This window comes from Bradyrhizobium betae (assembly GCF_008932115.1).
GTDB lineage: Bacteria > Pseudomonadota > Alphaproteobacteria > Rhizobiales > Xanthobacteraceae > Bradyrhizobium > Bradyrhizobium betae.
This window is the reverse complement of the sequence record NZ_CP044543.1, coordinates 306,854-330,135: the sequence shown is the minus strand read 5'-3', so window position 1 is coordinate 330,135 and position 23,282 is coordinate 306,854. Positions and strand designations below refer to the sequence as shown.

Here is a 23,282-nt window from a genome sequence, read left to right as displayed (position 1 = left end):
TGGCGCATCCTCGGGAAAGCATCACATCATGATCCCTGCACTTCGCAGCGCGCTCGCGCTTGCGCTTCACGGCGGCGCGTTCACCCGGTCGAACTGGCTGTTCTGGCTCGACTTCACGGTCTACCCGCTGGCGGCTGCGATGGTTGCGGCCGTCGACTGGCGGGGCTCGGCGATCGATGCGGGATGGGTTGCACTCGCGCTGCTCGGCTTCGTGCTGTTCACCTTCACCGAATACTGGGTGCATCGCCTGCCGCTGCACGCATGGCTCTATCACGACCGGCACGAACGCCATCACACCCATCCCCGGGAATACGTCGTGTTCCCGATCTATTACAGCCCGGCGATCTTTGCGGCTGCCTATCTGGCGCTACCGCATGCCGTCTTTGTCGGCTTCACGCTCGGCTATCTCTGGTTCCTGGTCTGGCACCACCTGCTCCACCACGTTGATCTCAACAGGGTGCCGGCCTTCGTGCGCGCCTACGCGGTCTGGCACCTCGCCCATCACCACGACGAGACCTGCAATTTCGGAATCACAGTTCCGGTCTGGGACTTCGTGTTCGGCACTTATCGGCGCGTTTAACAAACGGAGACTTCCATGCTCAAATTCGCTCTGCACGCCTCGCTGATCGGCGCGGCCATCGCGGTCTATGCGGTCTGGATCAGGCCGAAGATCCGCAACCTGCCGCACATCAGGGAGATGTACGACCAGGCCGACGGCCTGTGGCAGCGCATGCTCGTCTGGGTGCGGGTGCAGTGGGACGGCATCGTGGCGGCCGTCCTGATGATCTGGCCGCAACTGCCGGACATCCTGCAGCAGCTTTCGGGCGCCGACATGTCGGCGCTGATCCCGACCGAGACGACGAAGGTGATCAACCAGGTCATTGGCCTGATCCTGATCGTGCTTCGCGTGCTCAATCTGAAGGCCACCAACAACATCACGAAGTAGCGCCATGGGCATCTTCATGGGCTTCTTCGCGAAGGTGGTCGCTTTCTTCTCGTCGCAGGCCTTTCTCGGCCTCGCCAATGGCGTCGTCTCCGTCCTCAACAAGCGCAGCGACAGCGCGGTCGCGATCAATCAGGCCGACGTCGGCGCCGGCCGGGACGTCGACCTTGCCCAGATTAACGCCAACCTTGCGACCATGCATGAGCAGGCCGCGCTCGCGACCTTGCGATGGGGATGGTGGGGCACGCGCTGGCTGATGCTGGCTGCCGCGCTGCCGCCCGTGATTCATTCCGGCATGGTCTATCTCGATAGCTGTCCGTTCTGGTGGCACGACGTTGGAAGCTGGGGCGTGGCACGCGCGCCTGGCGTCTACGAAGGGCAGGAGCTTTCGATCATTGCGACCGTCGTTGGCGTTCTGACCGTCCAGACCATCGGCGGCGGCATCGTCTCGGCAATCATCAAGAAAAAATAAGAGGAAGATGCGGACGATGATGGATGCTGACGACATTCGGGCGATCGTGCGCGAAACGCTGGCGGAGGAGCGGCGTATCCACAACGAGGCTGCCGACGACGTGATGCTCAAGACAGTCTCGGCCATCCTGACATCGTTCGGCATCGAAGAGGACGATCGCAAGGAGTTCAAGAAGGACCTCCAGCATCTGCGGAACTGGCGCCTCAGCGTCGATCAGGCGCAGACGATCACGTTCAAGGCGATCGTCACATGCATCGTCACGGGGATGATCGGCGCGATCTGGCTCGGCTTCAAGACCGTCGTGACCATCAAGGGCGGCGGCTGAGGCGATCTCGCCTACCGGCACCGACGCGAGCGTCTGGATTTAAAGGAGATCGACATGACTTTACTGTTTGGCGCGATTGTGGCTTTGCCTGCTGTCGTGACGGCGCTCGCCGCCTGGCTCGATATCTGCGCCGGCAAGGTCGACTGGCCTTGCGTGGACGAGCGGCCCTCGACCGCGGTCGCCGCATGGTCGTGGCTGGTGTTGCCGGTCGTGATTGTCCTTGCGCTCTTGCTTTGGCCGCTTCCGTCGCAGGCCCGCGACGACGGCCGCTACGCCAATTCCGCGCTCAAGCCCTGGTTCGACAGCTTGCGCAGCGGCAAGGGCCCGTGCTGCTCCGACGCCGACGGCTATGCGCTCAGCGACGTCGACTGGGAATCCAGCGGCGGACACTACCGGGTCAGGATCCCGGTCTCCAACGATCCGGCCGACAAGGCTGTCATGACATGGGTCGATGTGCCCGACGATGCCGTGATCACCGAGCCGAACCGCGCGGGAAAGACGATGGTGTGGCCGATCTGGGGATATCAGGGACCAGGCATCCGCTGCTTCATGCCGGGGAGCATGACGTGAGAACGCTTTGCATCATCGCGCTGGCCGTATTCCTTGGCGTTGGCATCTCGTTCCTGGTGGTCGCAGGCAAGGCCTTCCTCGACCTCTATTGCGCCTATGCGCCCTGAAGTCGGGGCAGCGCCATTTTGCTCCTTACCGCACCATCACGGTCGGCGCCCGGACGCAGTATGTCGTCAAGGTCTCACCTGAGGATTACGACTTCCTGATGCAGTGGAAGTGGACCTATGCCGTCAGCCACCAGGGCGGCGGCCTGGTCTACGCGCGCCGATCGATCCGGAGCGGGGATGAGAACGTCACGATCCTGATGCATCGGGTCATCATCACGGAGCGGATGGGCGAGGAGCGGCCAAGCCTGAAGCACTTCGTCGATCACGACAACGGCGATAGTCTCGACAACCGGCGCATCAATGATCGCAGTCGAGCTCAACTCGCCTGGCTGACTGCGAAGGAAAATATGGCGAAGCGGGTTGGTCACATCTGCCGGCCGGTCATCAAGCCGGCGTTCTCGCCGTTGTCGGACATCCCGTTCTAGCGCGCCCGCAAAGAAGGGTGAGGGGACCTCGACGTCCTCTCGCTTACGGTTTGCGAGAACCTCCAAGACTGGCCCGGTGCGGGGTGCCCCTTACGCCGGGCTTTTTCGTCTCAGCGGATCAGCCGGTATGTCCGGGCCGTCTTTGTCCGCTCCACGACCGGTGCCGGCTTCCCCGCATTGAGCGCCCGCATCATTCCTATCCGGGCCAGCATGGGATCGCCGCCGTGCTCGGCGACCAGCAGCAGGGTCTCCGTCGCCGCCTGCCATTCCGGGCGCTTCTGGGTCGGTGCCGGCAGGGCTGAGATATAGTCGCCGGCGTCGCGCAAGGTCACCAGCTCGCGGCCGTCGGTCAGGGCGATTGGTTCGTCGAAACCGCGCGACCAGGTCATCCGCGCTTATGCCACGGCCGGGACCTATCGGCGTCGATCGCGCGCGCTTCGCGGATCTGATCGTAGCTGATCTGCGATTGCAGGTCGGCCCATGCGATCCGGAACTGCGCCTTGGCGGCATCGAGGCTTGCGCCTCGCCCGCGGTGCGAACTCCGCTGGGGTACGTTCGGCAGGCCACAGCTCCACGACCATGCGTCGCTGCCGCCGACGCCGACGGACTTGAAGATCCGGCCGATCGGAAGCCGATCCCAGATTACGATATAGTCGCCGGGGGCGGTCTCGCCGCCGATGACGGTGCGGCGCAGGGTGAGGTCGTCGGGCATGCTGGCGTTATGACATGTGAACGCAGGGAGAACAATTTCCCCGGCTTTTCCCCGTCTCGGCGCGTCGTGTTGCTATCCCGTTCCGTGTCGGCGCGTCACGAGATGCGCGAATAATTGCCAGCAAAGGTGCTTGAAACATAGGGATTTTCTACGGTTTCAGCGGCTCAGTGCTGCGCCGCCGAAGGTTCTTGCATGGAAATGACCTGAAAAGCCGGCAATTGCGCGTTTTGTGGGCGCTTGGGGGGACCGGGTCCCTTCAAATAACCCACCACCTCGTTCACGACAACGCACGAATGGGCATGGTCCCATGTGATGCGTTGTTGCGCAGGACTGACGCGCTGCTAATGTTTCAGGCGAAAAAGCAATTCCAGATCGGCCCGAACCGGCCGCGGAAAGACAGTTTATATGAATGACCACACGCGGCTCCGCGACGGCCATGCGCCGCACGGTGAGCTCGAGGGGTCGATGGCGGCGGTGGCGTTGGCCCCCGAACCGGCTGTCGCCGCGCAAGCGCCGGGAACCGGCGTCTACGCGGCGCTGGACCTCGGCACCAACAATTGCAGGCTCCTGATCGCCTCTCCGACCAGCGACGGCTTTCGCGTGGTCGATTCCTTCTCGCGCATCATCCGGCTCGGCGAGGGCGTCTCGGCAACCGGGTGCATCAGCGAGGCCGCGATCGAGCGCGCCATTTCCGCGCTCAGCATCTGCCGCGACAAGATCAACCTACGGAAAGCGCGGCGGCTGCGGCTGATCGCGACCGAAGCCTGCCGCGCGGCCTCGAACGCGGAAGGTTTCCGCAGCCGCGTCGCGGCCGAGACCGGCATCGAGCTCGAGGTGATCGACCGCGAGACCGAGGCGGCGCTCGCCGTGCTCGGTTGCTCGCCGCTGATCGATCCCAGGGGCAGAGGCGCGATCCTGTTCGACATCGGCGGCGGCTCGACCGAGCTCGTGCGGATCGAGCGTGATCCGGAGAATCCGGAGCCGCGCATCAAGGCGTGGATGTCGATTCCGCTCGGCGTGGTCACGCTCGCCGAGCAGTTCGGCGGCCGCGACGTGACACCCGAGATCTATGCCGCGATGGAGCAGGAGGTCGCGAGCCACGTCGCGCCGTTTGCCGAACAGCACGGCGGCGATCTCGCCGACATGCACCTGCTCGGCACCTCCGGCACCGTGACGACGCTCGCCGGCATCCATCTCAATCTCGTGCGCTATGATCGCCGCCGCATCGACAGCGTGTGGATGAGCGATACCGACATCACGGCGACCATCAGCAAGCTGCTCGGCATGAGCTACGATGAGCGCGCCGGCAACAGCTGCATCAGCGTCGAGCGCGCCGATCTCGTGCTCGCCGGCTGCGCCATCCTCGACGCGATCCGTCGCGCCTTCCCGCTGCCGCGCCTGCGCGTCGCCGACCGGGGCCTGCGCGAGGGCATGCTGGTCGAGATGATGCGCGAGGACGGCGCGCTCAGGAGCTGGTGAGATGGCCAAGGACACCACCGGCCGCTTGCACGTTCAGGTCAAGACCGGCGGCAAGCGCAAATTGTCGTCGAAGCTGTGGCTGGAGCGGCAGCTCAACGATCCCTATGTCGTCAAGGCGAAGGCGATGGGTTACCGTTCGCGCGCGGCGTTCAAGCTGCTCGAGATCGACGACAAATATCGCCTGCTCAAGCCCGGCATGGCGGTGGTCGACCTCGGCGCGGCGCCAGGCGGCTGGAGCCAGATTGCGGCCAAGCGCGTCGGCTCGGTCGACGGCAAGGGCAAGGTCGTCGCCATCGATCTGTTGGAAATCCCCGAGATTGCCGGCGTCGAGTTCGCACAGCTCGATTTCATGGACAATGACGCGCCGGACAAGCTCAAGGCCATGCTCGACGGCGGCGCCGACATCGTGATGTCCGACATGGCCGCCAACACCACCGGCCACCGCAAGACCGACCAGCTCCGCATCGTCGGCCTGATCGAGACCGCCGCGGCGTTTGCCTGCGACGTGCTCAAGCCCGGCGGGACGTTCCTGGCCAAGGCGTTCCAGAGCGGCGCCGATGCCGAGCTGCTCGCCCAGCTCAAGCGCGATTTCGCGGTCGTGCGCCACGTCAAGCCCGCCGCGAGCCGGGCGGATTCGTCGGAGCGCTATGTGCTCGCGACGGGATTTCGCGGGCGATGATCCGCCTCCGCCGCTTCGCCGGCACGATCCGCTTCACGCCACTATAACACAACGTTCACATTGCTAATGCCTCGGGATGTTAATTGCTGCATCTGCAATTTTAGCGGATGGAGTCGAGATGCAGCGCTTTCCGGGTCGTCGGCGTTTCCAGGTCTCACTGCTGCTGGCCGGCTTGCTGAGCCTCGGCTCGTCGATGATGTCGCGCGCGGATACTTCGATCGTGGTCGACACGCAGTCGCGTTTCAACACCGGCATCAGCGGTAACGATGACCTCGGCGACCTCAAGCGGATCTACCAGGCCGCGAACATGCCGTCCGAGCCGGTCTACAACCAGTTCGACCAGATCATCGCCGACACCGGACTAAAGCAGACGCGTCTGCTGCTGAGCGACATCTATTGCGATCTCGATCCGACCGGAACCGTCTTCGGCTACACGCAGGACGGCGTGTTTCACGCAGGCGATTGCTATCCGCTGGCCTGGCATCTGAAATGGGCGCTGGATCGCAGGCTGTTGCCGCACGTCGCTGTTGCGTCCTTCATGCCGCCAAGCCTGGCCGCGACGGGAATCGCCGGAGAGAGCTGGGGGCGTGCCGAGCAAAACCGGTACAAGGCATACGCCGAAGCGCTGGTGCGCTACATCGTGACCAAATCCTTCGATGCCGGCGTCCCATCGGTCATATTCGAGATCGGCAACGAACTCGACATCGCCGATTCAACACCGGAACACTGGAACGACACCGATCCCTCCATCTACACGCTCAAGCCGTTGGGGGCGTGGGGCCGCTGGTTGTGGTGGATGGATCCGCAGAATTACGTTCTGCACCAATGGACACCACTCCAGACGCACACGTTGAGCAATGCCGAGAACCGGTCGCTGTCATATCCCTACAACCTCGATGCGCGCCGTCTGAGCCGGGGGCTATTGCCGGTCCAGAAGGTCTTCTCCGATGCGGTCGGGACCATCAAGGCCGAAATCGCCGGCAACGCCGCCTACAACGGCAAGACCATAGAGATCGCCGGCCCGGCCTTCACCGGACTGAGCTCCAAATACTATCCGTTCGACGTTCCGCCGAACCCGACGCTGGAGGAAGAATTCCTCAATCAGACCTTCAATCCGCTCGCCAGTCCCTATGCCGGCAAATTCTACGCAAACTACACGGCACTTGATCGTTATCGCTTTTCGTTCCACTTCTACGGCTCGGACGACGGCACGACGCGCTTTGCGAACTTCAGACAGCAGATGACCACGATCAGGAACAAGCTGACATGGCTGAAGCAGCACAATGCCGACATGCCCGACGTCAAGCTGTTTCTGTCTGAATGGGGCCCGGCGGCCGCGGACGAGACCATCGACATCAACTATTCTCACAAGGGCGCGGCCTGGGCGGCGGCCTTCCTGCCGGAAGCGGTCGCTCAGCAGGTCTCGCTCGGATCCTACCTCTTGATCAGCGACGGCCAGGGCGACACAAGCGTGCCATCCTACCGAGCGCAGGCGAGCCTGCTCTACAAGCAGATGAACGGCAACAACGACCCGATCTACTATCCCAAGCCCGTCGCCAACCTCTTCATGATGTACAATAAGATGTCGGGCAGGCGTGTGCTGGCCGCGCTATCTCCGGGCGGAGCCGCCTCTGTCCTTGGTGCATTCGCCACCTGGGATCCGGCCGCGACGATCGCCAACATCATGGTGCACAATTACGATCCGTCGCGCGTCTTCGGGACGAACAATTCGACCGATTCGGGACAAGGATTTTCGCTCGAGGTCGACAATCTGCCGTTCGCGGACGGCCCGGTCACGATCGAGCGCTATCTGATCGACAACCAGACCAGCAATCTGGCCGGCTTCCTGAACGGCGCGATCTGTCCGGATCCGCATCTTCAGCGAACGACTTTGGTAGGCGCGGTGACCGGCGGAAAGCTCACCTTGCCTGACACCCTCAAGCTCGGCGTTGCGCTCTACCGCGTGTTGCCGCCGACGGTCGGTCCCTAGCCCAACCGCTGATCCCGCACGTCCTGGGTGTCCTCCGTCGCGGTCTTGACGGCGGCATTCGCCGCGCTCTTGGCGGCGCCCTTGCGGCTGGAAATATCTCCCACCTTGCGGCCGGAGATCTCGTGGCCGGCGTCCGCGGGCATCTGCCAGAAGAACCAGCTCGATGCCGCCGAGGTCAGCGCCACCACGACGAAGGCGGGCGCGAACACATTGGCGTTGAGCTCGCTGACATGGCTGAGCCACATCGTCGTCTCGACCGAGGCCGCGCCGACGGCGACGCCGGCGGAAACCGCGAGTTGCTGGTTGACGCTGACCAGCGTGGTGGCGCGGCTCATCTGCGCGGTCTCGACCTCGGCATAGGCCACCGTGTTGATCGCGGTGAACTCCAGCGAGCGGAAGAAGCCGCCGACCACAAGGATCACCATGATGATGAGCAGCGGCGTCGTCACGGTGAACAGTGCGCAGACGCCGAGGAAGACGGCGCTGACGATCGCATTCACCGTCATCAGATTGCGGAAGCCGAAGGTGCGGATGATGCGTGCCGCCAGCGCCTTCATGCCCATGGCGCCGAGCGAGGAGCCAAACGTGACGAGGCCCGACTTGAACGGCGACAGCCCGAAGCCGATCTGCATCAGCAGTGGCAGCAGGAACGGCAGCGCGCCGATGCCGAGGCGGAACAGGAAGCCTCCGAGCACGGCCGCGCGCAGCGTCGGCAGGTTCAGCAGCGAAAAATCCAGCACCGGCGATCCGGTCCGCCGGGCATGAATGACGTAGAGCGTCATCGAGATCGAGCCGCCGATGACCAGCGCTGCGACCGTGCTCCAGGGGAGCAGGTTGAGGCCGGCCACCGACAGGCCGAATGCGATGCCGGCAAGACCGAGCCCGGCGAGCACCATGCCGTAGAGATCGAACGGCTCGCGTTCCTCGCTCTTGATCGGATCGATGAACTTCAGCGCCATGAAGATGCCGAGCAGCCCGATCGGGATGTTGATCAGGAAGATCCAGTGCCACGACGCGTAGGTGGTGATGAAGCCGCCGAGCGGCGGGCCGATCACCGGACCGATCAGGGCGGGGACCGTCACCCAGGCCATGGCATTGACCAGCGCGCTCTTGTCGACCGAGCGCAGCAGCACGAGGCGTCCGACCGGCGTCATCATCGCCCCGCCCATGCCCTGCAGGATGCGCGCGAATACGAAATCGGTGACCGAGGTCGAGAGCGCACAGCCGACCGAGCCGACCATGAACACGCCGACCGCGATCGCGAACACCATCCGCGCGCCGAACCGGTCGGCGGTCCAGCCGCTCGCCGGAATGAACACCGCCAGCGACAGCAGGTAGGAGGTGATCGCGAGCTTCAGGGTCAGCGGGCTGGTGCCGATGTCGGCGGCGATCGCCGGCAGCGAGGTGGCGATCACCGTCGAATCCATGTTCTCCATGAAGAGAGCAGTGGCCACGATCAGCGGAATGACGCGTTGCTTGTCGACCATGACGGATTGGTAATGAAAATCGGAAGGAGGGGGGTGGAGTTGCGGCTTACCACCACGAGTCGGCCCGGATCATTGCGGATCAATGCATAGCACCTAAATCCCGCGTAACAACGGTGTGACCCACTCTCGTCATTCCGGGGCGCGACGAAGTCGCGAGCCCGAAATCCATCGGGCCGCAGGGACCGCCGTGAGATGGATTCCGGGCTCGCGCCAAGTGGCGCGCCCCGGAATGACGGCGGGGGTATGGGGCTATCCACGCTGAATTTACTTAAAAAGCCTGTGCATGGCTGGCCAGCGGTCCGATTTGCTTTGATTCGTCATCCGGCCGTGCTATCGACCCGCGTCAACCCCACCGATGGGCTCCGATTCTCCGGCGATGCCGCAAGGCACGCTGAGGGCGGCGCTCATCCATAGCTATTTGCGGCAGGGCCGCGGAAGGAGTTGGCAGATGGCCACGGTGCAACAAGGCATTCGCGAAGCCTTTACGTTCGACGACGTGCTGTTGAAGCCGGGCCTGTCGGACGTCATGCCGGGCGAGGTCGACATCCGCTCCCGCGTCACCCGCGTCATTCCGCTCAACATTCCGATCATGGCCTCCGCCATGGACACGGTCACCGAAGCCCGCATGGCGATCGCCATGGCGCAGGCCGGCGGCCTCGGCGTCATCCACCGCAATTTCGATCCCGAAGGGCAGGCCGCCCAGGTGCGGCAGGTCAAGCGCTTCGAGTCGGGCATGGTGGTGAACCCGCTCACCATCAGCCCCGAGGCGACGCTCGACGACGCGCTCAAGCTGATGAGCGACCACGGCATCTCCGGCATTCCCGTCGTCACCGGCGCCGGCAAGAATACGCCCGGCAAGCTGGTCGGCATCCTCACCAACCGCGACGTGCGCTTTGCCACCGACCGCCGGCAAAAAGTCTCCGAGCTGATGACGCATGAAGGCCTCGTCACGGTGCGCGAGAATGTCAGCCAGGACGAGGCGCGGCGGATGCTGCACCAGCATCGCATCGAGAAGCTGCTCGTCGTCGACGAGCAGTATCGTTGCGTCGGCCTCGTCACGGTGAAGGACATGGAGAAGGCGGTCGCCCATCCGCTCGCCTGCAAGGACGCGCAGGGCCGCCTGCGCGTTGCCGCCGCCACCACCGTCGGCGACACCGGCTTCGAGCGCACCGAGCGGCTGATCGATGCCGGCGTCGACCTCATCGTCGTCGACACCGCGCACGGCCATTCCCGCCACGTGCTGCATGCGGTCAACCGCATCAAGCGTCTGTCCAACTCGGTGCAGGTCGTGGCCGGCAACGTCGCCACCACCGAGGGCGCGCAGGCGCTGATCGATGCGGGCGCGGACTGCATCAAGGTCGGCATCGGCCCCGGCTCGATCTGCACCACGCGCATCGTCGCCGGCGTCGGCGTGCCGCAGCTCACCGCGATCATGGATGCGGTGGAAGCCGCGAAGAAGGCCGACATCCCCGTCATCGCCGACGGCGGCATCAAGTTTTCGGGCGACCTGGCCAAGGCGCTTGCCGCCGGCGCCGACATCGCGATGGTGGGCTCGCTGCTGGCGGGCACCGACGAGACGCCCGGCGAGGTCTTTCTGTGGCAGGGCCGGTCCTACAAGGCGTATCGCGGCATGGGCTCGGTCGGCGCGATGGCGCGCGGCTCGGCCGACCGCTACTTCCAGCAGGACATCAAGGACACGCTCAAGCTCGTGCCTGAAGGCATCGAGGGCCAGGTGCCCTACAAGGGCGCGGTCGGTCACGTCATGCACCAGCTCGCCGGCGGCCTGCGCGCCGCGATGGGCTATGTCGGCGCAAAGGACATGAAGGAGCTGCACGAGAAAGCGAACTTCGTCCGCATCACCGGTGCCGGCCTGCGCGAAAGCCACGTCCACGACGTGACCATCACGCGCGAGAGCCCGAACTATCCGGGCGGGGGTTAGTTACTCCGCTCTCAGCTGCGCGCGAGCACATCGGTTTCGATGCGCTTGCCTCAACGACGGTGTCGTACCCCGTCTTGACCGGGGCATCCAGTACGCTGCAGCTTCTCGGCTCAATCACGGCTGTCTCTGGAATACTGGATCGCCCGATCAAGTCGGGCGATGACAGCGAGTGTGTGGCTCCTCGCTTTTGTATTGACGCAGCTGTCTCCCTCCGCTTCCGTTCGCGGCGAAAGCAATCCGGAGGAAGCCCCCATGTCCCAGGCAAAACGTATCGTTCTCGCCGCGCGTCCCGTCGGCGAACCAAAACCGTCCGATTTCCGCACTGAGGAATTCGCTGTTCCGACGCCGGGGCAGGGCGAAGTCCTGCTGCGCACGATCTGGCTGTCGCTGGATCCGTACATGCGCGGGCGCATGAGCGACGGTCCGTCCTACGCGACGCCGGTGCCGGTCGGCGGTGTGATGGAAGCCGGTACGGTCTGCGAAGTCGCTGCGTCCAACAATCCGAACTTCGCCAAGGGCGACATCGTGCTCTCGCGCGCGGGCTGGCAGACCCATGCGATCTCGGACGGCAAGGGGCTCGCCAAGGTCGATCCGAAACTCGCGCCGATCTCGACCGCCATCGGCGTGCTCGGCATGCCCGGCATGACGGCGTACACAGGCCTGCTCGACATCGGCAAGCCGCAGGAAGGCGAGACCGTCGTCGTTGCCGGCGCCTCCGGTGCGGTCGGCTCGGCCGTCGGCCAGATCGCGAAGATCAAGGGCGCACGCGCGGTCGGCATCGCCGGCGGCAAGGACAAGTGCGACTACGTGGTCAAGGAGCTCGGCTTCGACGCTTGCCTCGACCATCGCGATCCCGATCTCGCCGCGAAGCTGAAGGACGCCTGCCCGAAAGGCATCGACGTCTATTTCGAGAATGTCGGCGGTGCCGTGTTCGAGGCGGTGTTCCCGCTGCTCAATCCGTTTGCGCGCATTCCGGTCTGCGGCCTGATCGCCCATTACAACGACACCGAGTCCAAGCCGCCGAAATGGGCCGGCGCGATGATGCGTACGATCCTGACCAAGCGGCTGAACTTCCGCGGCTTCATCGTCTCCGATTTCGCCTCGCGCCATGGCGACTTCCTGCGCGACATGTCGGGCTGGGTCCGCGACGGCAAGGTCAAGTACAAGGAGTTCGTTACCGAGGGCCTGGACAGTGCGCCCGGCGCCTTCATCGGGCTCCTGAAGGGCGCGAATTTCGGCAAGCAGCTGGTGCGGGTCGGGCCGGACAAGGCTTAGTCAAAAGGCCTGGTTGCAGATCGGCCACTCCCCGGGCGGGGGTGGTTAACAAAGAGTCACCGATCGGCCACACCTGCCCGCAAAAACCGCAGGTGTGACCGGTCGTTCATTGACCTCGAAGCGAAGGCATTGAATCATCGCGCATATTTCAGGTGTTGCGATGTTAGAGATCGGTATTTTCTGCATCATTCTGCTGGCCGCCGGCTATTGGACGGCGATGTATGTCATGGGCCGTCGTGACGACGTCATTCATGGCAAGTTCGTGCACGCCGACGACGAGAGCGCGCTCACGCAGCCCGCGATGCCGGTGCCTCCGCCGCCATTCCCGAAGCGTACGGTCAAGGCCGCCGTGCCAGCGCAGGGTCAGTCCGTGAAGGCCGAGGTGAGCAGCGACGCGCTGCAATCTTTGCTTGCCGCGATCCAGCAGGATCTCAAGAGCGTCGCCTGACGAGCGCGGTTAGTGCTCCCCGCCCATCTGGGCGAACAATTCCTCGATATCGACATCGACCTGTCCGGTGGCGCGGACATGGCGGACCTCGAAGCTGTCAGGCTTGAAGCGGTATTCGACCAGGCCGACTTCCTTGATCGCGATGCGGTCCTGGCGCGCATCGTTGATCCTGAAGCCGGCCGACGGCGCCCAGACGTGGCGCGTATGGCGGAAAGTGAAGTCGCGCCGCTGGTGCACGTGGCCGCTGGCGATCAGGCGCAAATCGACATCTGCGAACATCTCGACCAGCCGCGCGCGTGCCGGCTGCGGAACGTAGCGGATCGAGGTCTCCGGTGCTTCAGGATCGTCGGGAAAATTGAGGAACAGCGGCTTGTGCAGGAACAGCGCGACCGGCTTTCCGCTCGTCCGCGCGATCTCCCGGGACAGCCAGTCGAACTGCTCGGCCTCGAACGCGAGCCCCGCATTCATCACCAGCGTGTTGAGGCCGATGAAGCACCAGCCCGCGGCCTCGAACGACCAATGGTCTTCGCCGATGATCTCGCGAAACTGCTGGCGGTGCGCTTCGGTAACCGGCGGCTTGGGAGCCGGCCCGATCGCGGTCGGATTGTCGCCGATGTCGTGATTACCGGGAATGTAGCGGCAGGCGACGGGGAGGGCGTCGTGCAGGCCCTTGGCGAATGCGACGTCGTCGCGGCTGGTCGGCCCGTCGAACGAAACGTCGCCGGTGTTGACGACGAGATCGGGCCGATCCCTATCGATGTGCTCACTGACACGGTGGAAGTTGGCGATCAGGCCGGGGAAGCGCCGACCGAGATGCGTGTCGGAAATCTGCGTCAGGCGAAATTCGGACATGCGGTCAGCTTACCCGGCGTCGCGCGTCGAAACGATGACGGCGCGGGCATGCAGCGCAATGAACAAAGTTTAAAACACGCGGTAGCGGATCGCGTAGGCGTCCTGCGGAGCAACGGCGCCCGACACCGGTGAGGCGACGCGGTCGGCGAGATGCCACGGGCTGAAGTCCTCCGAACGGTGCGGCTCGGCGGGCAGGCGGAGGCGGAATTCGAAAGTGCCCTTGCCGGGCAGGTTGACGGCCAGCACGCGGTCCGCGGTGCGATGGTTGAGCGCCACCGCGCCACGCAGCAGCGCGCGGCCGTCGCCGAGCTCGCGCACGCCGTCGACCAGCGCCAGTGTCTGGTTGCGGTCGGTGTGCAGCTCGATCTGGGCATCGGACACCGCCGTCAGCGTCTCCCTGGGCATGCGGATTTCGAACTCGACGGCGGGCCTGGACGGGTTGAGGCCGAGATAGGCCAGCGCGGCATGGCGCATGTCGTAGGCGGCAAAGGCGAACAGGACCATCGCGGCGAGCACGGCGAGGCCGGGCCTGACGACGTCGCGCCAGGTCCGGTAGCTCAGGCGGACATACACCGTCATCGCCAGCGCCACGGCAAGCGCTGCCGCGATGCCTGACAGCGCCGACATCAGGATGCCGAGCCGGCCGTCGGCGGATTCGGTCAAAAGGCTGGAGAGGGTGTTCATGTCAGTCTCTTGGCGCTGGCTCGCCCGGCGGCCTCATGGGGCCAAAATCGCTTTAACTATCGCCATTTGGTCGCGGGATCGGGAACGCCGGTTCAACTCGCCGATTGTCAGCGCCAGAAGTCGCGGCTAATGACGGTCCGCGGCGTGCCGCCTTACGGGAAAGTTCCGATGTCCATTCAAATGGTTCTGCTGCCTGTGTTCGTGCAGGTGGGTCTCACCTTCGCGCTGCTGATCGGCATGGTGCTGGGGCGCCGCAAGGCATTGGTCTCGGGCGATGCCAGGAGCCCCGACATTGCGCTTGGCGAGTTCGAGCTGCCGGTGCTGTTCTACGCCCTGATCGCGCTGGCGCTGCCGCTTCGCCATGCCGATCTCTTCATCGTGCTGATGTCCTGGGTGTTCGTGGTGACGCGCTTTGCCCATGCCGGCATCTTCGCCTCCTCGAACAAGCCCGGTCCGCGTTCGACGGTCTGGCTCGCCAGCGTGCTCGTGCTGCTGGCGATGTGGATCTACTTCGCGCTGAAAATGCTGTTGCTGGTCTAGGCGCTTGGGCGCCGGATCCAATCTGAAAGATTCAAATGACTCCCGCTGCCCGGCTGTCCGCAGCCATCGAACTGATCGACACCATCGAGAAAGACCGTGTGCCCGCGGCCAAGGCGCTGAAGGAGTGGGGTACCGCACACCGCTTCGCCGGCTCGGGCGACCGCGCCGCGATCGCCGGCCTCGTCTGGGACGTGCTGCGCCGCTATGCCTCGAGCGCCTGGCTGATGGATGCCGAGACCGCGCGGGCCCGGCTGATCGGCATGCTCCGTCTCGAGCGCAACATGGATGCGGCCACCATGGCCGTCTTGTTCGACGGCAGCCGGTTCGCGCCCGCGCCGTTGACCGACGCCGAGCAGGCCGCACTGGCCTCGCGGTCCCTGAAGGATGCCCCGGCCGCGATCGCCGGCGACTATCCCGAATGGCTCGATTCCCATCTGGCAAAAGCGTTCGGCGAGGACCGCGTCGCCGAGGCCGTCGCGATGGCGAGCCGGGCGCCGCTCGACCTGCGCGTCAACACGCTAAAGTCCAATCGCGACAAGGTGCTGCGCGGGCTTGCTCATCTTCATGCGAAACCGACGCCCTGGTCGGCAAACGGTCTGCGTATCGAGCTTTCCGCCGATGCGCGCAACCCCGGCATCCAGTCGGAAGAGGATTTCATCAAGGGCGCCGTTGAGGTGCAGGACGAAGGATCGCAGCTTGCGGCCCAGCTCACCGCGGCCAAGCCCGGCGAGCAGGTGATCGATCTGTGTGCGGGAGCCGGCGGCAAGACGCTGGCGCTGGCCGCGATGATGCAGGGCAAGGGCCGCTTGATCGCGACCGACAGCGACAAGCGCCAGCTTGCGCCGATCCACGAGCGCCTGTCGCGCGCCGGTGTCCACAACGCCGATATCCGCACGCCCAAGGGCGAGGCCGATCCACTGGCCGACATCAGTGGCACCGCCGACCTCGTCGTCATCGACGCGCCCTGCACGGGAACCGGAACCTGGCGCCGCAACCCCGACGCCAAATGGCGCATGCGGCCGGGCGCGCTGGAGATCCGCCTGCGCGACCAGGCCGCGGTGCTGGATCGCGCCGTGCCGCTGGTCAAGGCCGGTGGCCGCATCGCCTACATCACCTGTTCGGTGCTGCCGGAGGAGAACGGCGAGCAGGTGAGGGCGTTCGTCGCGCGGCATCCTGGCTTTGCGGCGGTCCCGCCCGAGCAGACCGCGAGCGTGCTCTGGGACAAGGCGGAAGCATTCGCGGACGCCGCGCTGCAGTCGCCGGAAGGCTGGCTGATGACGCCGCGGCGGACCGGGACGGACGGGTTTTTCGTGTCGGTGCTGAAGAAGACGGTTTGATCTCGCGCTCTGGCCATTCCGGGGCGCCCGCAGGGCGAGCCCGGAATCCATCGCTCGGCAGTCCCTGCGGCCTGATGGATTCCGGGCTCTCGCTTCGCGAGCCCCGGAATCACAGGGCCAAAACAAAAGCCCCGCGGACCGGATCCCGGTCACGGGGCTTTCCAACACTTGCGTTCTGCCGGTACGTCCGTGGTCAGAACGGTGCGCGGGCGTTAGCCGACGCGGAGATTGTCAGCCGACGACTTGCCGCTGCGGCGGTCGGCGACGATGTCGAACGAAACCTTCTGGCCCTCGTTGAGGGTCGAGAGGCCGGCGCGCTCGACAGCGCTGATGTGGACGAACACGTCCTTCTGGCCGTCGTCCGGCTGGATGAAACCATAACCCTTTTGGGTGTTGAACCACTTCACGGTGCCCATAGCCATGGGAATTTCCTTTGTTAGAGATGGTACGCACGCGGACCGGAACGCGTCACTGCGCCCATGATCCTGTTCAGTCGATGTTTGGAGAAGTCATCTGAAGCGTGCGCGCCCGTCTGCAACGAAGCGAAGCGGCCCAGTCGTTCGGCCAAGTATCGATGATCACATTATAGCGAGATTTTGGGCTACTTCAAGGCACCACCCGTGTCCCGGCATGTCGCGCAACTTTGCTATTTTGCGGTGCAAATGAAATCTGTCCGGCGCATCTCAATCCACGATGAAAAGTGTGGCACCGGTGGCCGTCGAGGACCGGTGCGCGGCATCGCCGAAATCCGAGACCTCGTAGCTCATCCCCGCCGTCAGCTTGAACTTGCGCCCGTCGCGCAGCTCGCTGTCGAGCTCGCCCTTCACGACGAAGATCACGTGGCCGCGGTCGCACCAATGGTCGGCGAGATAGCCCGGCGAATACTCCACCATCCGCACCCGGAGATCGCCGATGTCGAGCGTGCGCCACAAGGCCTGGCCGCTCTCGCCGGCATGCGTGGTCGGCGCAACCTTGCTCCAGTCGGTGACGGTAAAGGGGGAGGTGGGGAGTTTCATGGGGAGGATCCTGTCTCAGAGCCGGCAACGGAGTGTTAGCGCATGCGGTCGCCGCCGTCTGCGGCGTTGCTGTGCAAGCGCGAGTTGGAGGCACACGCGCGCCTCACTCTCGGTGTCATCGCCCGACCTTGATCGGGCGATCCAGTACTCCGAGGCGTCCGCAATTGATCGAGAAGCTGCGGCGTACTGGATTCCCCGCTTTCGCGGGGAATGACTGTGGTGGGCGAGGCTGCACCGTTCAATGCGGCAGATGGTTCGCCGAGCCCTGCACGATCAGCCCGGCCTCGTTCACCCGCAGATATTCGCAGATCCGCTTGCCGCGCTCGTTCTCGTAGAACACCACCACGCTGTCCGGGCTGACGAACAGATCGATCAATGTGAAATGCAGGTTCGGGATCAGCCCGAGCGCCTTGCCCCAATAGGCCCGCAAGGCATCCTTGCCGTGCACGGTGCCGCTCGGATCGAAACCCATGACCGGGATGCGGTCGGACGTCATCACGGCGTCCTCGTCATAGAGCGTGAGCACGCGTTCGAGATCGCGCGCATTCCAGGCCTCGACCCAGGTCCGGCCGAGCGCGGCCAGCGTTGATGGCTGATGGTGTTGTGACATGAACGTTCTCCCTGATTGGGCTCCTGTGTGATACGGAGCATATTAGGTCAATAATACTGACCTATTTTCATTTGTCCATGCCCAAAGAAGAATGTGGGCGCGCGGTCCGCGCGGTTGCGGGCCGCTCGCACGTCGCGTATCTGCTTGCCATGACAGCAGCACAGCACGACCGCTCCGCGTCGACGCCCTCCGTGGCCTCGGCGCATGACAAGATTCTCATCGTCGACTTCGGCAGCCAGGTGACGCAGCTGATCGCGCGTCGCGTGCGCGAGGACGGCGTCTATTGCGAGATCGTCCCGTTCAACAAGGCCGAAGAGGCCTTCAAGGAGATGAAGCCGAAAGCGGTGATCCTCTCCGGCGGGCCGGAGTCGGTGCATGAGGCGGGCTCCCCCGCGCGCCGCAGCTGATCTTCGCCTCCGGCGTGCCGGTGCTCGGCATCTGCTACGGCCAGATGACCATGGCGGAGCAGCTCGGCGGCACCGTCGAGGGCGGCCATCACCGCGAATTCGGCCGCGCCGATGTCGAGGTCAAGGCGCCGAGCAAGCTGTTCGAGGACGTCTGGTCGCCCGGTGGCAAGAACCAGGTCTGGATGAGCCATGGCGACCGCATCACCAAGATGCCGCCGGGCTTCTCGGTGGCCGGCACCTCGCCGAACGCGCCGTTCGCGATCATCCAGGACGAGGCGCGCAAGTATTACGGCCTGATGTTCCACCCCGAAGTGGTGCACACGCCCGACGGCGCCAAGCTGATCCGCAATTTCGTCCGCAAGATCGCCGGCCTCTCCGGCGACTGGACCATGCGCGCCTTCCGCGAGGAGGAGATCGCCAAAATTAGAGCCCAGGTCGGCAAGGGCAAAGTGCTCTGCGGCCTCTCCGGCGGCGTCGATTCCGCGGTCGCTGCCGTGCTGATCCACGAAGCCATCGGCGACCAGCTCACCTGCGTGTTCGTCGATCACGGCATGCTGCGTCTTGATGAAGCCAAGACGGTGGTGGACCTGTTCCGCCACCACTACAACATCCCGCTCGTGCACGTGGATGCCTCCAAGCAGTTCCTCGGCGAGCTCGAAGGCGTCACCGATCCGGAAGTTAAGCGCAAGACCATCGGCCGCCTCTTCATCGAGGTGTTCGAGGCCGAGGCCAAGAAGATCGGCGGCGCCGACTTCCTCGCGCAAGGCACGCTCTATCCCGACGTGATCGAGAGCGTCTCCTTCACCGGCGGCCCCTCGGTGACGATCAAGTCGCACCACAATGTCGGCGGTCTGCCCGAGCGCATGAACATGAAGCTAGTCGAACCCCTGCGCGAGCTGTTCAAGGACGAAGTCCGCAAGCTCGGCCGCGAGCTGGGCCTCCCCGAAATCTTCGTCGGCCGCCACCCGTTCCCGGGCCCCGGCCTCGCCATCCGCTGCCCCGGCGACATCACCCGCGACAAGCTCGACATCCTGCGCAAGGCCGACGCCGTCTACATCGACCAGATCCGCAAGCACGGCCTCTACGACGACATCTGGCAAGCCTTCGCCGTGCTGCTCCCGGTGAAGACGGTCGGCGTCATGGGCGACGGCCGCACCTACGACTTCGTCGTGGGCCTCCGTGCAGTTACCTCCACCGACGGCATGACCGCGGACTTCTACCAGTTCGACATGAAGTTCCTGGGCGAGACCGCGACGCGCATCATCAACGAGGTGAAGGGCGTGAACCGGGTGGTGTACGACGTGACGAGCAAGCCGCCTGGGACGATTGAGTGGGAGTAGGGAGCCACTCTCCTAACGTCGAATACCGATGTGTTTATTCAACCTAGACGAGAGAGGTTGGCTCTGCTCTTATTTGATGAGCTTAGATTGCCGACTGTCCTCGGAGGCTGAAGTTGACCTCGGAAATTTGTGTGATGAACCGGCACTCGCTGGTCTTGGCCGCTGACAGTGCGGCAACAGTTTCGCGCTGGGAGAATGGAAAGAAAGAAGAGCGATACTTCAAGGGGTCGAACAAGATCTTCCAACTGTCTAATTCCGAACCAGTCGGGATTATGATCTACGACTCTGCTGATCTTCAGAGGATTCCCTGGGAGATCATTGTCAAGACGTTCAGGTCGGAGCTTGCGTCTAAGTCTTTTCAGTCAGTTCGAGAATACGGGCTGCAGTTCTTGAGCTTCATTGAACAACATCGCGGATTATTTCCTGCGGCGTATCTCGATGAACTTTTCATCGAAAACGTCGATCAGATTATGATTCGCTTCCTGAATATGATCAATGAAGATGATACCGTGACGTCTGCAGCACCTGACGAAGGCGCTGTCATCGAAGCAAAGAGAGTCGCTCTCGAAAACTACCTTGTCATCACCAGAACTTTCCCGCTTGTGCCGCCTCTAACGCAGGAGGATTTCGATGCGGCTAAGGCAAAGCATCTTGCTCGATTGGAAGTCGAAGCCGAGACGAACCTAAATCTATTTTCGAACAGCGCTCCGCTAGATAAAATCAGTCTTGTCGAACTTGGACTTGAAGCCCTCTTCCGAAGACCGGAAATATTTCTGTCGCAGACGGGTATTGTGATTGCTGGCTATGGCACGCACGACTTCTTTCCTTCCTATGTGGAATTCTCTTGCATGGGCTTCGTTGGGGGGCGGCTTTGTGCGGCGGAAAAAGGAGATCACGCTATAACTCAGCGAGACTCCGGCTTCTTCAAAGCCTTCGCTACGACGGCCATGGCAGATACGTTCACTATGGGATTTGGCCCTGACGTGTTCAACTTGGTCCGTTCGCATCTCCGGGACGTCTTGCGGGACTTCGCAGGAAAGTTGGGTGCAAATCCGCAGAACTTAGCTGATCTTGTGGATGATGCTGTGAGTACACATGCCGATAAGTGGACCGCCGATGTTTTCGAGAGGCACGGCAGGCCATTGCGTCGGGTGATTGGATCGCTCCCCACTGATGAACTTGCTGAACTGGCCGAAACCCTCGTGATGCTGGAATCATTGAAAGAAAAAGTAACCAGTCCTAGCGAATCGGTCGGCGGACCAATAGATGTAGCAATAATTACCAAACATGAAGGGTTTGTTTGGGCTAAGAGGAAGCTCTATTTCGATCCTAAATTGAATTCGCGGTTCTTTTTGAGGCAGCAAGCCGACCATCGGCGAAGCGTGGAGACTGCGAATGGTCCAGAGCAATAGAAAAGAATACGACGATCTCTTGAAGAAGAGTGGTGTTACCAATCGGAAGATTGAAGCTGCTCAAAAGGGACGCATTGTAATCGCGCCTAAGCGCGATACTAGTCGGCTTGAATTCGAGCGTCTCCTTAACAAAGCTCAGAGAAGCAGTGACGACGTGACGCAAAAGGCACTCCGAAACCGATTCTGAATCCAGCGAGGGAATACGGTGACAGTTTTGGACTGCACCCCTCAAGTGAGGCACGCCGTACGGTGACCGTGCGTAAAACTTGCTATGCCCTACCCAGCCTCAACCAGGCCCAGGCGCCTGCCTGACAAGCTCGGCATCCTGCGACGCCGATGCCCTCTACAACGACCAGATCAGGAAGCACGGCCTCTACGACGACATCTGGCAGGCCTTCGCCGTCCTGCTCCCGGTCAAGACGGTCGGCGTCATGGGCGACGGCCGCACCTATGACTTCGTGGTGGGCCTGCGCGCCGTCGCATCCACCGGCGGTGAGACTGCGGACTTCTGCCAGTTCGACATGAAGTTTCTCGGCGAGACCGCCACGCGCATCATCAACGAGGTGAAGGGCGTGAACCGGGTGGCGTACGACGTGACCAGCAAGCCGCCTGGGACGATTGAGTGGGAGTAGGGGCATTGAAAAAGGCATTTGAAGGAAAATGTGATGTCTGCCGACTCGAATGCACCTGCCAGAAAAACAAAAAGCGCTACGTCGGGAAAGCTTCAAAGTGAACTAACGGACGCCGAAAGACAGAAGCTCGGTGCGCGCAACATCGGCGTGCTGTTCTCAAGCTTAAACACCGAGCTGAACGAAATTTGGGAAGACTTTATCGCCATAGATTTTTACCTGCTGGAGGTGCATCGGCAGGTGAAAGCTAAGACCCTAGATTGTCTCGTTGTTCCTCGCCTTGTGAGTAAGCCGAGGAAGCAGGCGATAAGTGCTAGCGACGTCTACGGTGTCCTCAGCCGAATTAGGGAGCACACATCCGGGCGGCACGCGTTCATCGATGCAATAAGTTCATTCGAGCAGTTTATGTCGACCTTGGTTTTTAAGGTCTATCTAGACTTCCCTAGAAAGCTCAAAGGGCTTTCGCAACACAGCGAGGTAGAGACAAGCGGCCGCCAGCAGAAGCTAATCGAAGTGATTCTGGAAAGCAAAGACCGCTATGAGATACTCCATAAGCTGATTGAAGAAAAAGTACGCGGGATTTTCTATGGCAATCCAATAGATTTATTCGCGAAGGATAAGGCGGCACTTGGGTTTGGGCAGCATTTCAAGAATAACAAAGTGCCGCTACTAGAGGCACTCCAAGAGATGACGGCAAGACGAAATATCATCATACACAATGAGGCGCGCGTCGATCGCAAATACCTCTTAGAGGTCCCTTCGAGCCCGCTGCAGCTTGGCCAAAAAGTCAAAATCGATAAACATTATCTTGAGCGCGCACTCCTCGTGATGAAAGATTTGGCCGCAGATGCAGCGCAGTTGGCGGCAACCAACAATTACAAGGAGTCATTATACGGTCGGGCAAAGAGAGTTCAGGTGGCCGCCAAGAAACGGCCGCTTAAGTAACCATGGTTTGAATCCTTGATGAGCGGAGTTGATGGGGCGGCCTTTGACATTCTCACAATGATGGTATCTGGCGGCGAACCGCACGGAGACTGCCTTGTTGACCGATACGGGACTTCAAAAGCTCAAGCCTGGCGAGACGCTCGACAGGCGCGGCGGTCGCGACGGCATGGACGTTGCCGTCCTGCGCATCAAGAGGCGCCAGCAGTCCCGGGAAAGTGGCGATCCCACCATCAAGGTGGTGCATTGATGCGCGCTGCGTTGAAAGTGGTGATAGCCGCAATATTGGCGATGCCGGCTGCGGCGGCTCTGGCGAAGTCTCCGGACTGCGCGAGTTGGCCCACCAACATGGCCCTCGTGCACCTCAAGAACGCCGGCCTGATCGATATCCCATCCGTGATCGACGCGCAGACCAAGGCCATTCGTCTCGCGTCCGAAAAGATCGGCAAAGACCTCCACCAGCAGGTTTACGACATCATTTTTCACACCAGGGATGGCAAGACGATCGAGGTCATCACGAACAGCCGGGCGTCGAGCGAGGAATGCTCGATGAGCGGCGTCGATGTCTACGTGGTCTCGACAAAAATCGGCGGGTCGGTAGCGCTGCCATCTGAGGGCACGGGGGCGCGTTCGAAGTGAAGCGAACTTGCAATCAATTACAT

The 23,282-nt window shown here is 62.8% G+C and carries 26 protein-coding genes and 2 pseudogenes; 20 read left to right on the top strand and 8 right to left on the bottom strand.

Annotation, left to right across the window (positions count from 1 at the left end; all coding sequences use genetic code 11):
• Positions 1-28: 28 nt before the first annotated feature.
• The 6 genes from F8237_RS01705 to F8237_RS01680 all read left to right on the top strand — a co-directional run bounded on the left by F8237_RS01705 (position 29) and on the right by F8237_RS01680 (position 2,842).
• Complete coding sequence (locus F8237_RS01705) at positions 29-580, top strand: sterol desaturase family protein (protein ID WP_151642107.1); 552 nt, start codon at positions 29-31, stop codon at positions 578-580.
• Positions 581-595: 15 nt separating this feature from the next.
• On the top strand, positions 596-946 hold the full coding sequence (locus tag F8237_RS01700; RefSeq protein WP_151642106.1) for a hypothetical protein: 351 nt from the start codon (positions 596-598) through the stop codon (positions 944-946).
• Between the two features lie 4 nt (positions 947-950).
• A complete protein-coding gene (locus tag F8237_RS01695; RefSeq protein WP_151642105.1) occupies positions 951-1,415 on the top strand; it encodes a hypothetical protein in 465 nt (154 codons plus the stop codon).
• Positions 1,416-1,431: 16 nt separating this feature from the next.
• Complete coding sequence (locus F8237_RS01690) at positions 1,432-1,740, top strand: hypothetical protein (protein WP_310472507.1); 309 nt, start codon at positions 1,432-1,434, stop codon at positions 1,738-1,740.
• A 54-nt stretch (positions 1,741-1,794) separates the two neighbouring features.
• A complete protein-coding gene (locus tag F8237_RS36770; protein ID WP_244626056.1) occupies positions 1,795-2,310 on the top strand; it encodes a hypothetical protein in 516 nt (171 codons plus the stop codon).
• Between the two features lie 88 nt (positions 2,311-2,398).
• Positions 2,399-2,842, top strand: coding sequence for an HNH endonuclease (locus F8237_RS01680; RefSeq protein WP_151642104.1), 444 nt, complete (start codon positions 2,399-2,401; stop codon positions 2,840-2,842).
• A 110-nt stretch (positions 2,843-2,952) separates the two neighbouring features.
• On the opposite strand, the gene F8237_RS01675 is transcribed toward F8237_RS01680, so the two are convergent.
• Together F8237_RS01675 and F8237_RS01670 are read right to left on the bottom strand one after the other, a co-directional pair.
• Positions 2,953-3,231: a hypothetical protein gene (locus tag F8237_RS01675; RefSeq protein ID WP_151642103.1), complete on the bottom strand. Its 279-nt coding sequence runs from the start codon at positions 3,229-3,231 to the stop codon at positions 2,953-2,955.
• Complete coding sequence (locus F8237_RS01670) at positions 3,228-3,554, bottom strand: hypothetical protein (protein WP_151642102.1); 327 nt, start codon at positions 3,552-3,554, stop codon at positions 3,228-3,230. The genes F8237_RS01675 and F8237_RS01670 overlap by 4 nt, the downstream gene beginning before the upstream one ends.
• Before the next feature lie 405 nt (positions 3,555-3,959).
• Here F8237_RS01670 and F8237_RS01665 point away from each other — a divergent pair, with 405 nt between their 5' ends.
• The 3 genes from F8237_RS01665 (at position 3,960) to F8237_RS01655 (ending at position 7,702) form a co-directional block, all read left to right on the top strand.
• Positions 3,960-5,033, top strand: a complete 1,074-nt coding sequence (locus F8237_RS01665) for a Ppx/GppA phosphatase family protein (RefSeq protein WP_151642101.1) — start codon at positions 3,960-3,962, stop codon at positions 5,031-5,033.
• A 1-nt stretch (position 5,034) separates the two neighbouring features.
• Positions 5,035-5,712, top strand: a complete 678-nt coding sequence (locus F8237_RS01660; protein ID WP_151642100.1) for an RlmE family RNA methyltransferase — start codon at positions 5,035-5,037, stop codon at positions 5,710-5,712.
• A gap of 118 nt (positions 5,713-5,830) precedes the next feature.
• Positions 5,831-7,702: a hypothetical protein gene (locus F8237_RS01655; protein WP_151642099.1), complete on the top strand. Its 1,872-nt coding sequence runs from the start codon at positions 5,831-5,833 to the stop codon at positions 7,700-7,702.
• Here the strand turns inward: F8237_RS01655 and F8237_RS01650 are convergent.
• Positions 7,699-9,189: a DHA2 family efflux MFS transporter permease subunit gene (locus tag F8237_RS01650; RefSeq protein ID WP_151642098.1), complete on the bottom strand. Its 1,491-nt coding sequence runs from the start codon at positions 9,187-9,189 to the stop codon at positions 7,699-7,701. The genes F8237_RS01655 and F8237_RS01650 overlap by 4 nt on opposite strands.
• 448 nt (positions 9,190-9,637) lie before the next feature.
• Between F8237_RS01650 and guaB the strand changes: the two genes are divergently transcribed.
• From guaB to F8237_RS01635, 3 genes are all read left to right on the top strand, one after another.
• Positions 9,638-11,128 carry an IMP dehydrogenase gene (gene guaB, locus F8237_RS01645; protein WP_151642097.1) on the top strand — a complete coding sequence of 497 codons (1,491 nt, stop codon included), beginning with the start codon at positions 9,638-9,640 and terminating at the stop codon, positions 11,126-11,128.
• Positions 11,129-11,380: 252 nt separating this feature from the next.
• Positions 11,381-12,403 (top strand): NADP-dependent oxidoreductase, encoded by a 1,023-nt coding sequence (locus tag F8237_RS01640; protein WP_151642096.1) that lies wholly within the window; start codon positions 11,381-11,383, stop codon positions 12,401-12,403.
• A gap of 160 nt (positions 12,404-12,563) precedes the next feature.
• Entirely contained in the window at positions 12,564-12,851 is a 288-nt protein-coding gene (locus tag F8237_RS01635; protein WP_151642095.1) for a hypothetical protein, read from the top strand.
• A 9-nt stretch (positions 12,852-12,860) separates the two neighbouring features.
• Here the strand turns inward: F8237_RS01635 and F8237_RS01630 are convergent, their stop codons facing one another.
• A complete protein-coding gene (locus F8237_RS01630; protein WP_151642094.1) occupies positions 12,861-13,703 on the bottom strand; it encodes a metallophosphoesterase family protein in 843 nt (280 codons plus the stop codon).
• Between the two features lie 69 nt (positions 13,704-13,772).
• Positions 13,773-14,387, bottom strand: coding sequence for an acriflavin resistance protein (locus F8237_RS01625; RefSeq protein WP_151642093.1), 615 nt, complete (start codon positions 14,385-14,387; stop codon positions 13,773-13,775).
• 168 nt (positions 14,388-14,555) lie between these two features.
• Here F8237_RS01625 and F8237_RS01620 point away from each other — a divergent pair, with 168 nt between their 5' ends.
• Both F8237_RS01620 and F8237_RS01615 read left to right on the top strand, forming a co-directional pair.
• Positions 14,556-14,927: an MAPEG family protein gene (locus F8237_RS01620; protein ID WP_151642092.1), complete on the top strand. Its 372-nt coding sequence runs from the start codon at positions 14,556-14,558 to the stop codon at positions 14,925-14,927.
• 35 nt (positions 14,928-14,962) lie between these two features.
• Positions 14,963-16,264: an RsmB/NOP family class I SAM-dependent RNA methyltransferase gene (locus F8237_RS01615; RefSeq protein ID WP_151642091.1), complete on the top strand. Its 1,302-nt coding sequence runs from the start codon at positions 14,963-14,965 to the stop codon at positions 16,262-16,264.
• Between the two features lie 212 nt (positions 16,265-16,476).
• Here F8237_RS01615 and F8237_RS01610 read toward each other — a convergent pair whose 3' ends face one another.
• From F8237_RS01610 to F8237_RS01600, 3 genes are all read right to left on the bottom strand, one after another.
• Positions 16,477-16,686 (bottom strand): cold-shock protein, encoded by a 210-nt coding sequence (locus tag F8237_RS01610; RefSeq protein ID WP_015686739.1) that lies wholly within the window; start codon positions 16,684-16,686, stop codon positions 16,477-16,479.
• Between the two features lie 261 nt (positions 16,687-16,947).
• Positions 16,948-17,280, bottom strand: a complete 333-nt coding sequence (locus tag F8237_RS01605) for a DHCW motif cupin fold protein (RefSeq protein WP_151642090.1) — start codon at positions 17,278-17,280, stop codon at positions 16,948-16,950.
• 238 nt (positions 17,281-17,518) lie between these two features.
• Positions 17,519-17,890: a nuclear transport factor 2 family protein gene (locus F8237_RS01600; RefSeq protein WP_151642089.1), complete on the bottom strand. Its 372-nt coding sequence runs from the start codon at positions 17,888-17,890 to the stop codon at positions 17,519-17,521.
• A gap of 149 nt (positions 17,891-18,039) precedes the next feature.
• Here F8237_RS01600 and guaA point away from each other — a divergent pair.
• The 6 genes and pseudogenes from guaA (at position 18,040) to F8237_RS01570 (ending at position 23,259) form a co-directional block, all read left to right on the top strand.
• A pseudogene (gene guaA / locus F8237_RS01595) lies at positions 18,040-19,637 on the top strand (glutamine-hydrolyzing GMP synthase).
• Positions 19,638-19,750: 113 nt separating this feature from the next.
• Complete coding sequence (locus F8237_RS01590) at positions 19,751-21,049, top strand: hypothetical protein (protein ID WP_151642088.1); 1,299 nt, start codon at positions 19,751-19,753, stop codon at positions 21,047-21,049.
• Between the two features lie 307 nt (positions 21,050-21,356).
• Positions 21,357-21,681: pseudogene (locus F8237_RS01585) on the top strand (GMP synthase (glutamine-hydrolyzing)); the annotation flags it as partial.
• 33 nt (positions 21,682-21,714) lie between these two features.
• Positions 21,715-22,623: a hypothetical protein gene (locus F8237_RS01580; RefSeq protein WP_151642087.1), complete on the top strand. Its 909-nt coding sequence runs from the start codon at positions 21,715-21,717 to the stop codon at positions 22,621-22,623.
• Between the two features lie 94 nt (positions 22,624-22,717).
• Entirely contained in the window at positions 22,718-22,870 is a 153-nt protein-coding gene (locus F8237_RS01575) for an integrase (protein ID WP_244626055.1), read from the top strand.
• The gene (locus tag F8237_RS01570; protein WP_151650426.1) at positions 22,870-23,259 is read left to right on the top strand and encodes a hypothetical protein; all 390 of its coding nucleotides are present in this window, start codon (positions 22,870-22,872) and stop codon (positions 23,257-23,259) included. The genes F8237_RS01575 and F8237_RS01570 overlap by 1 nt, the downstream gene beginning before the upstream one ends.
• Positions 23,260-23,282 lie beyond the last annotated feature (23 nt).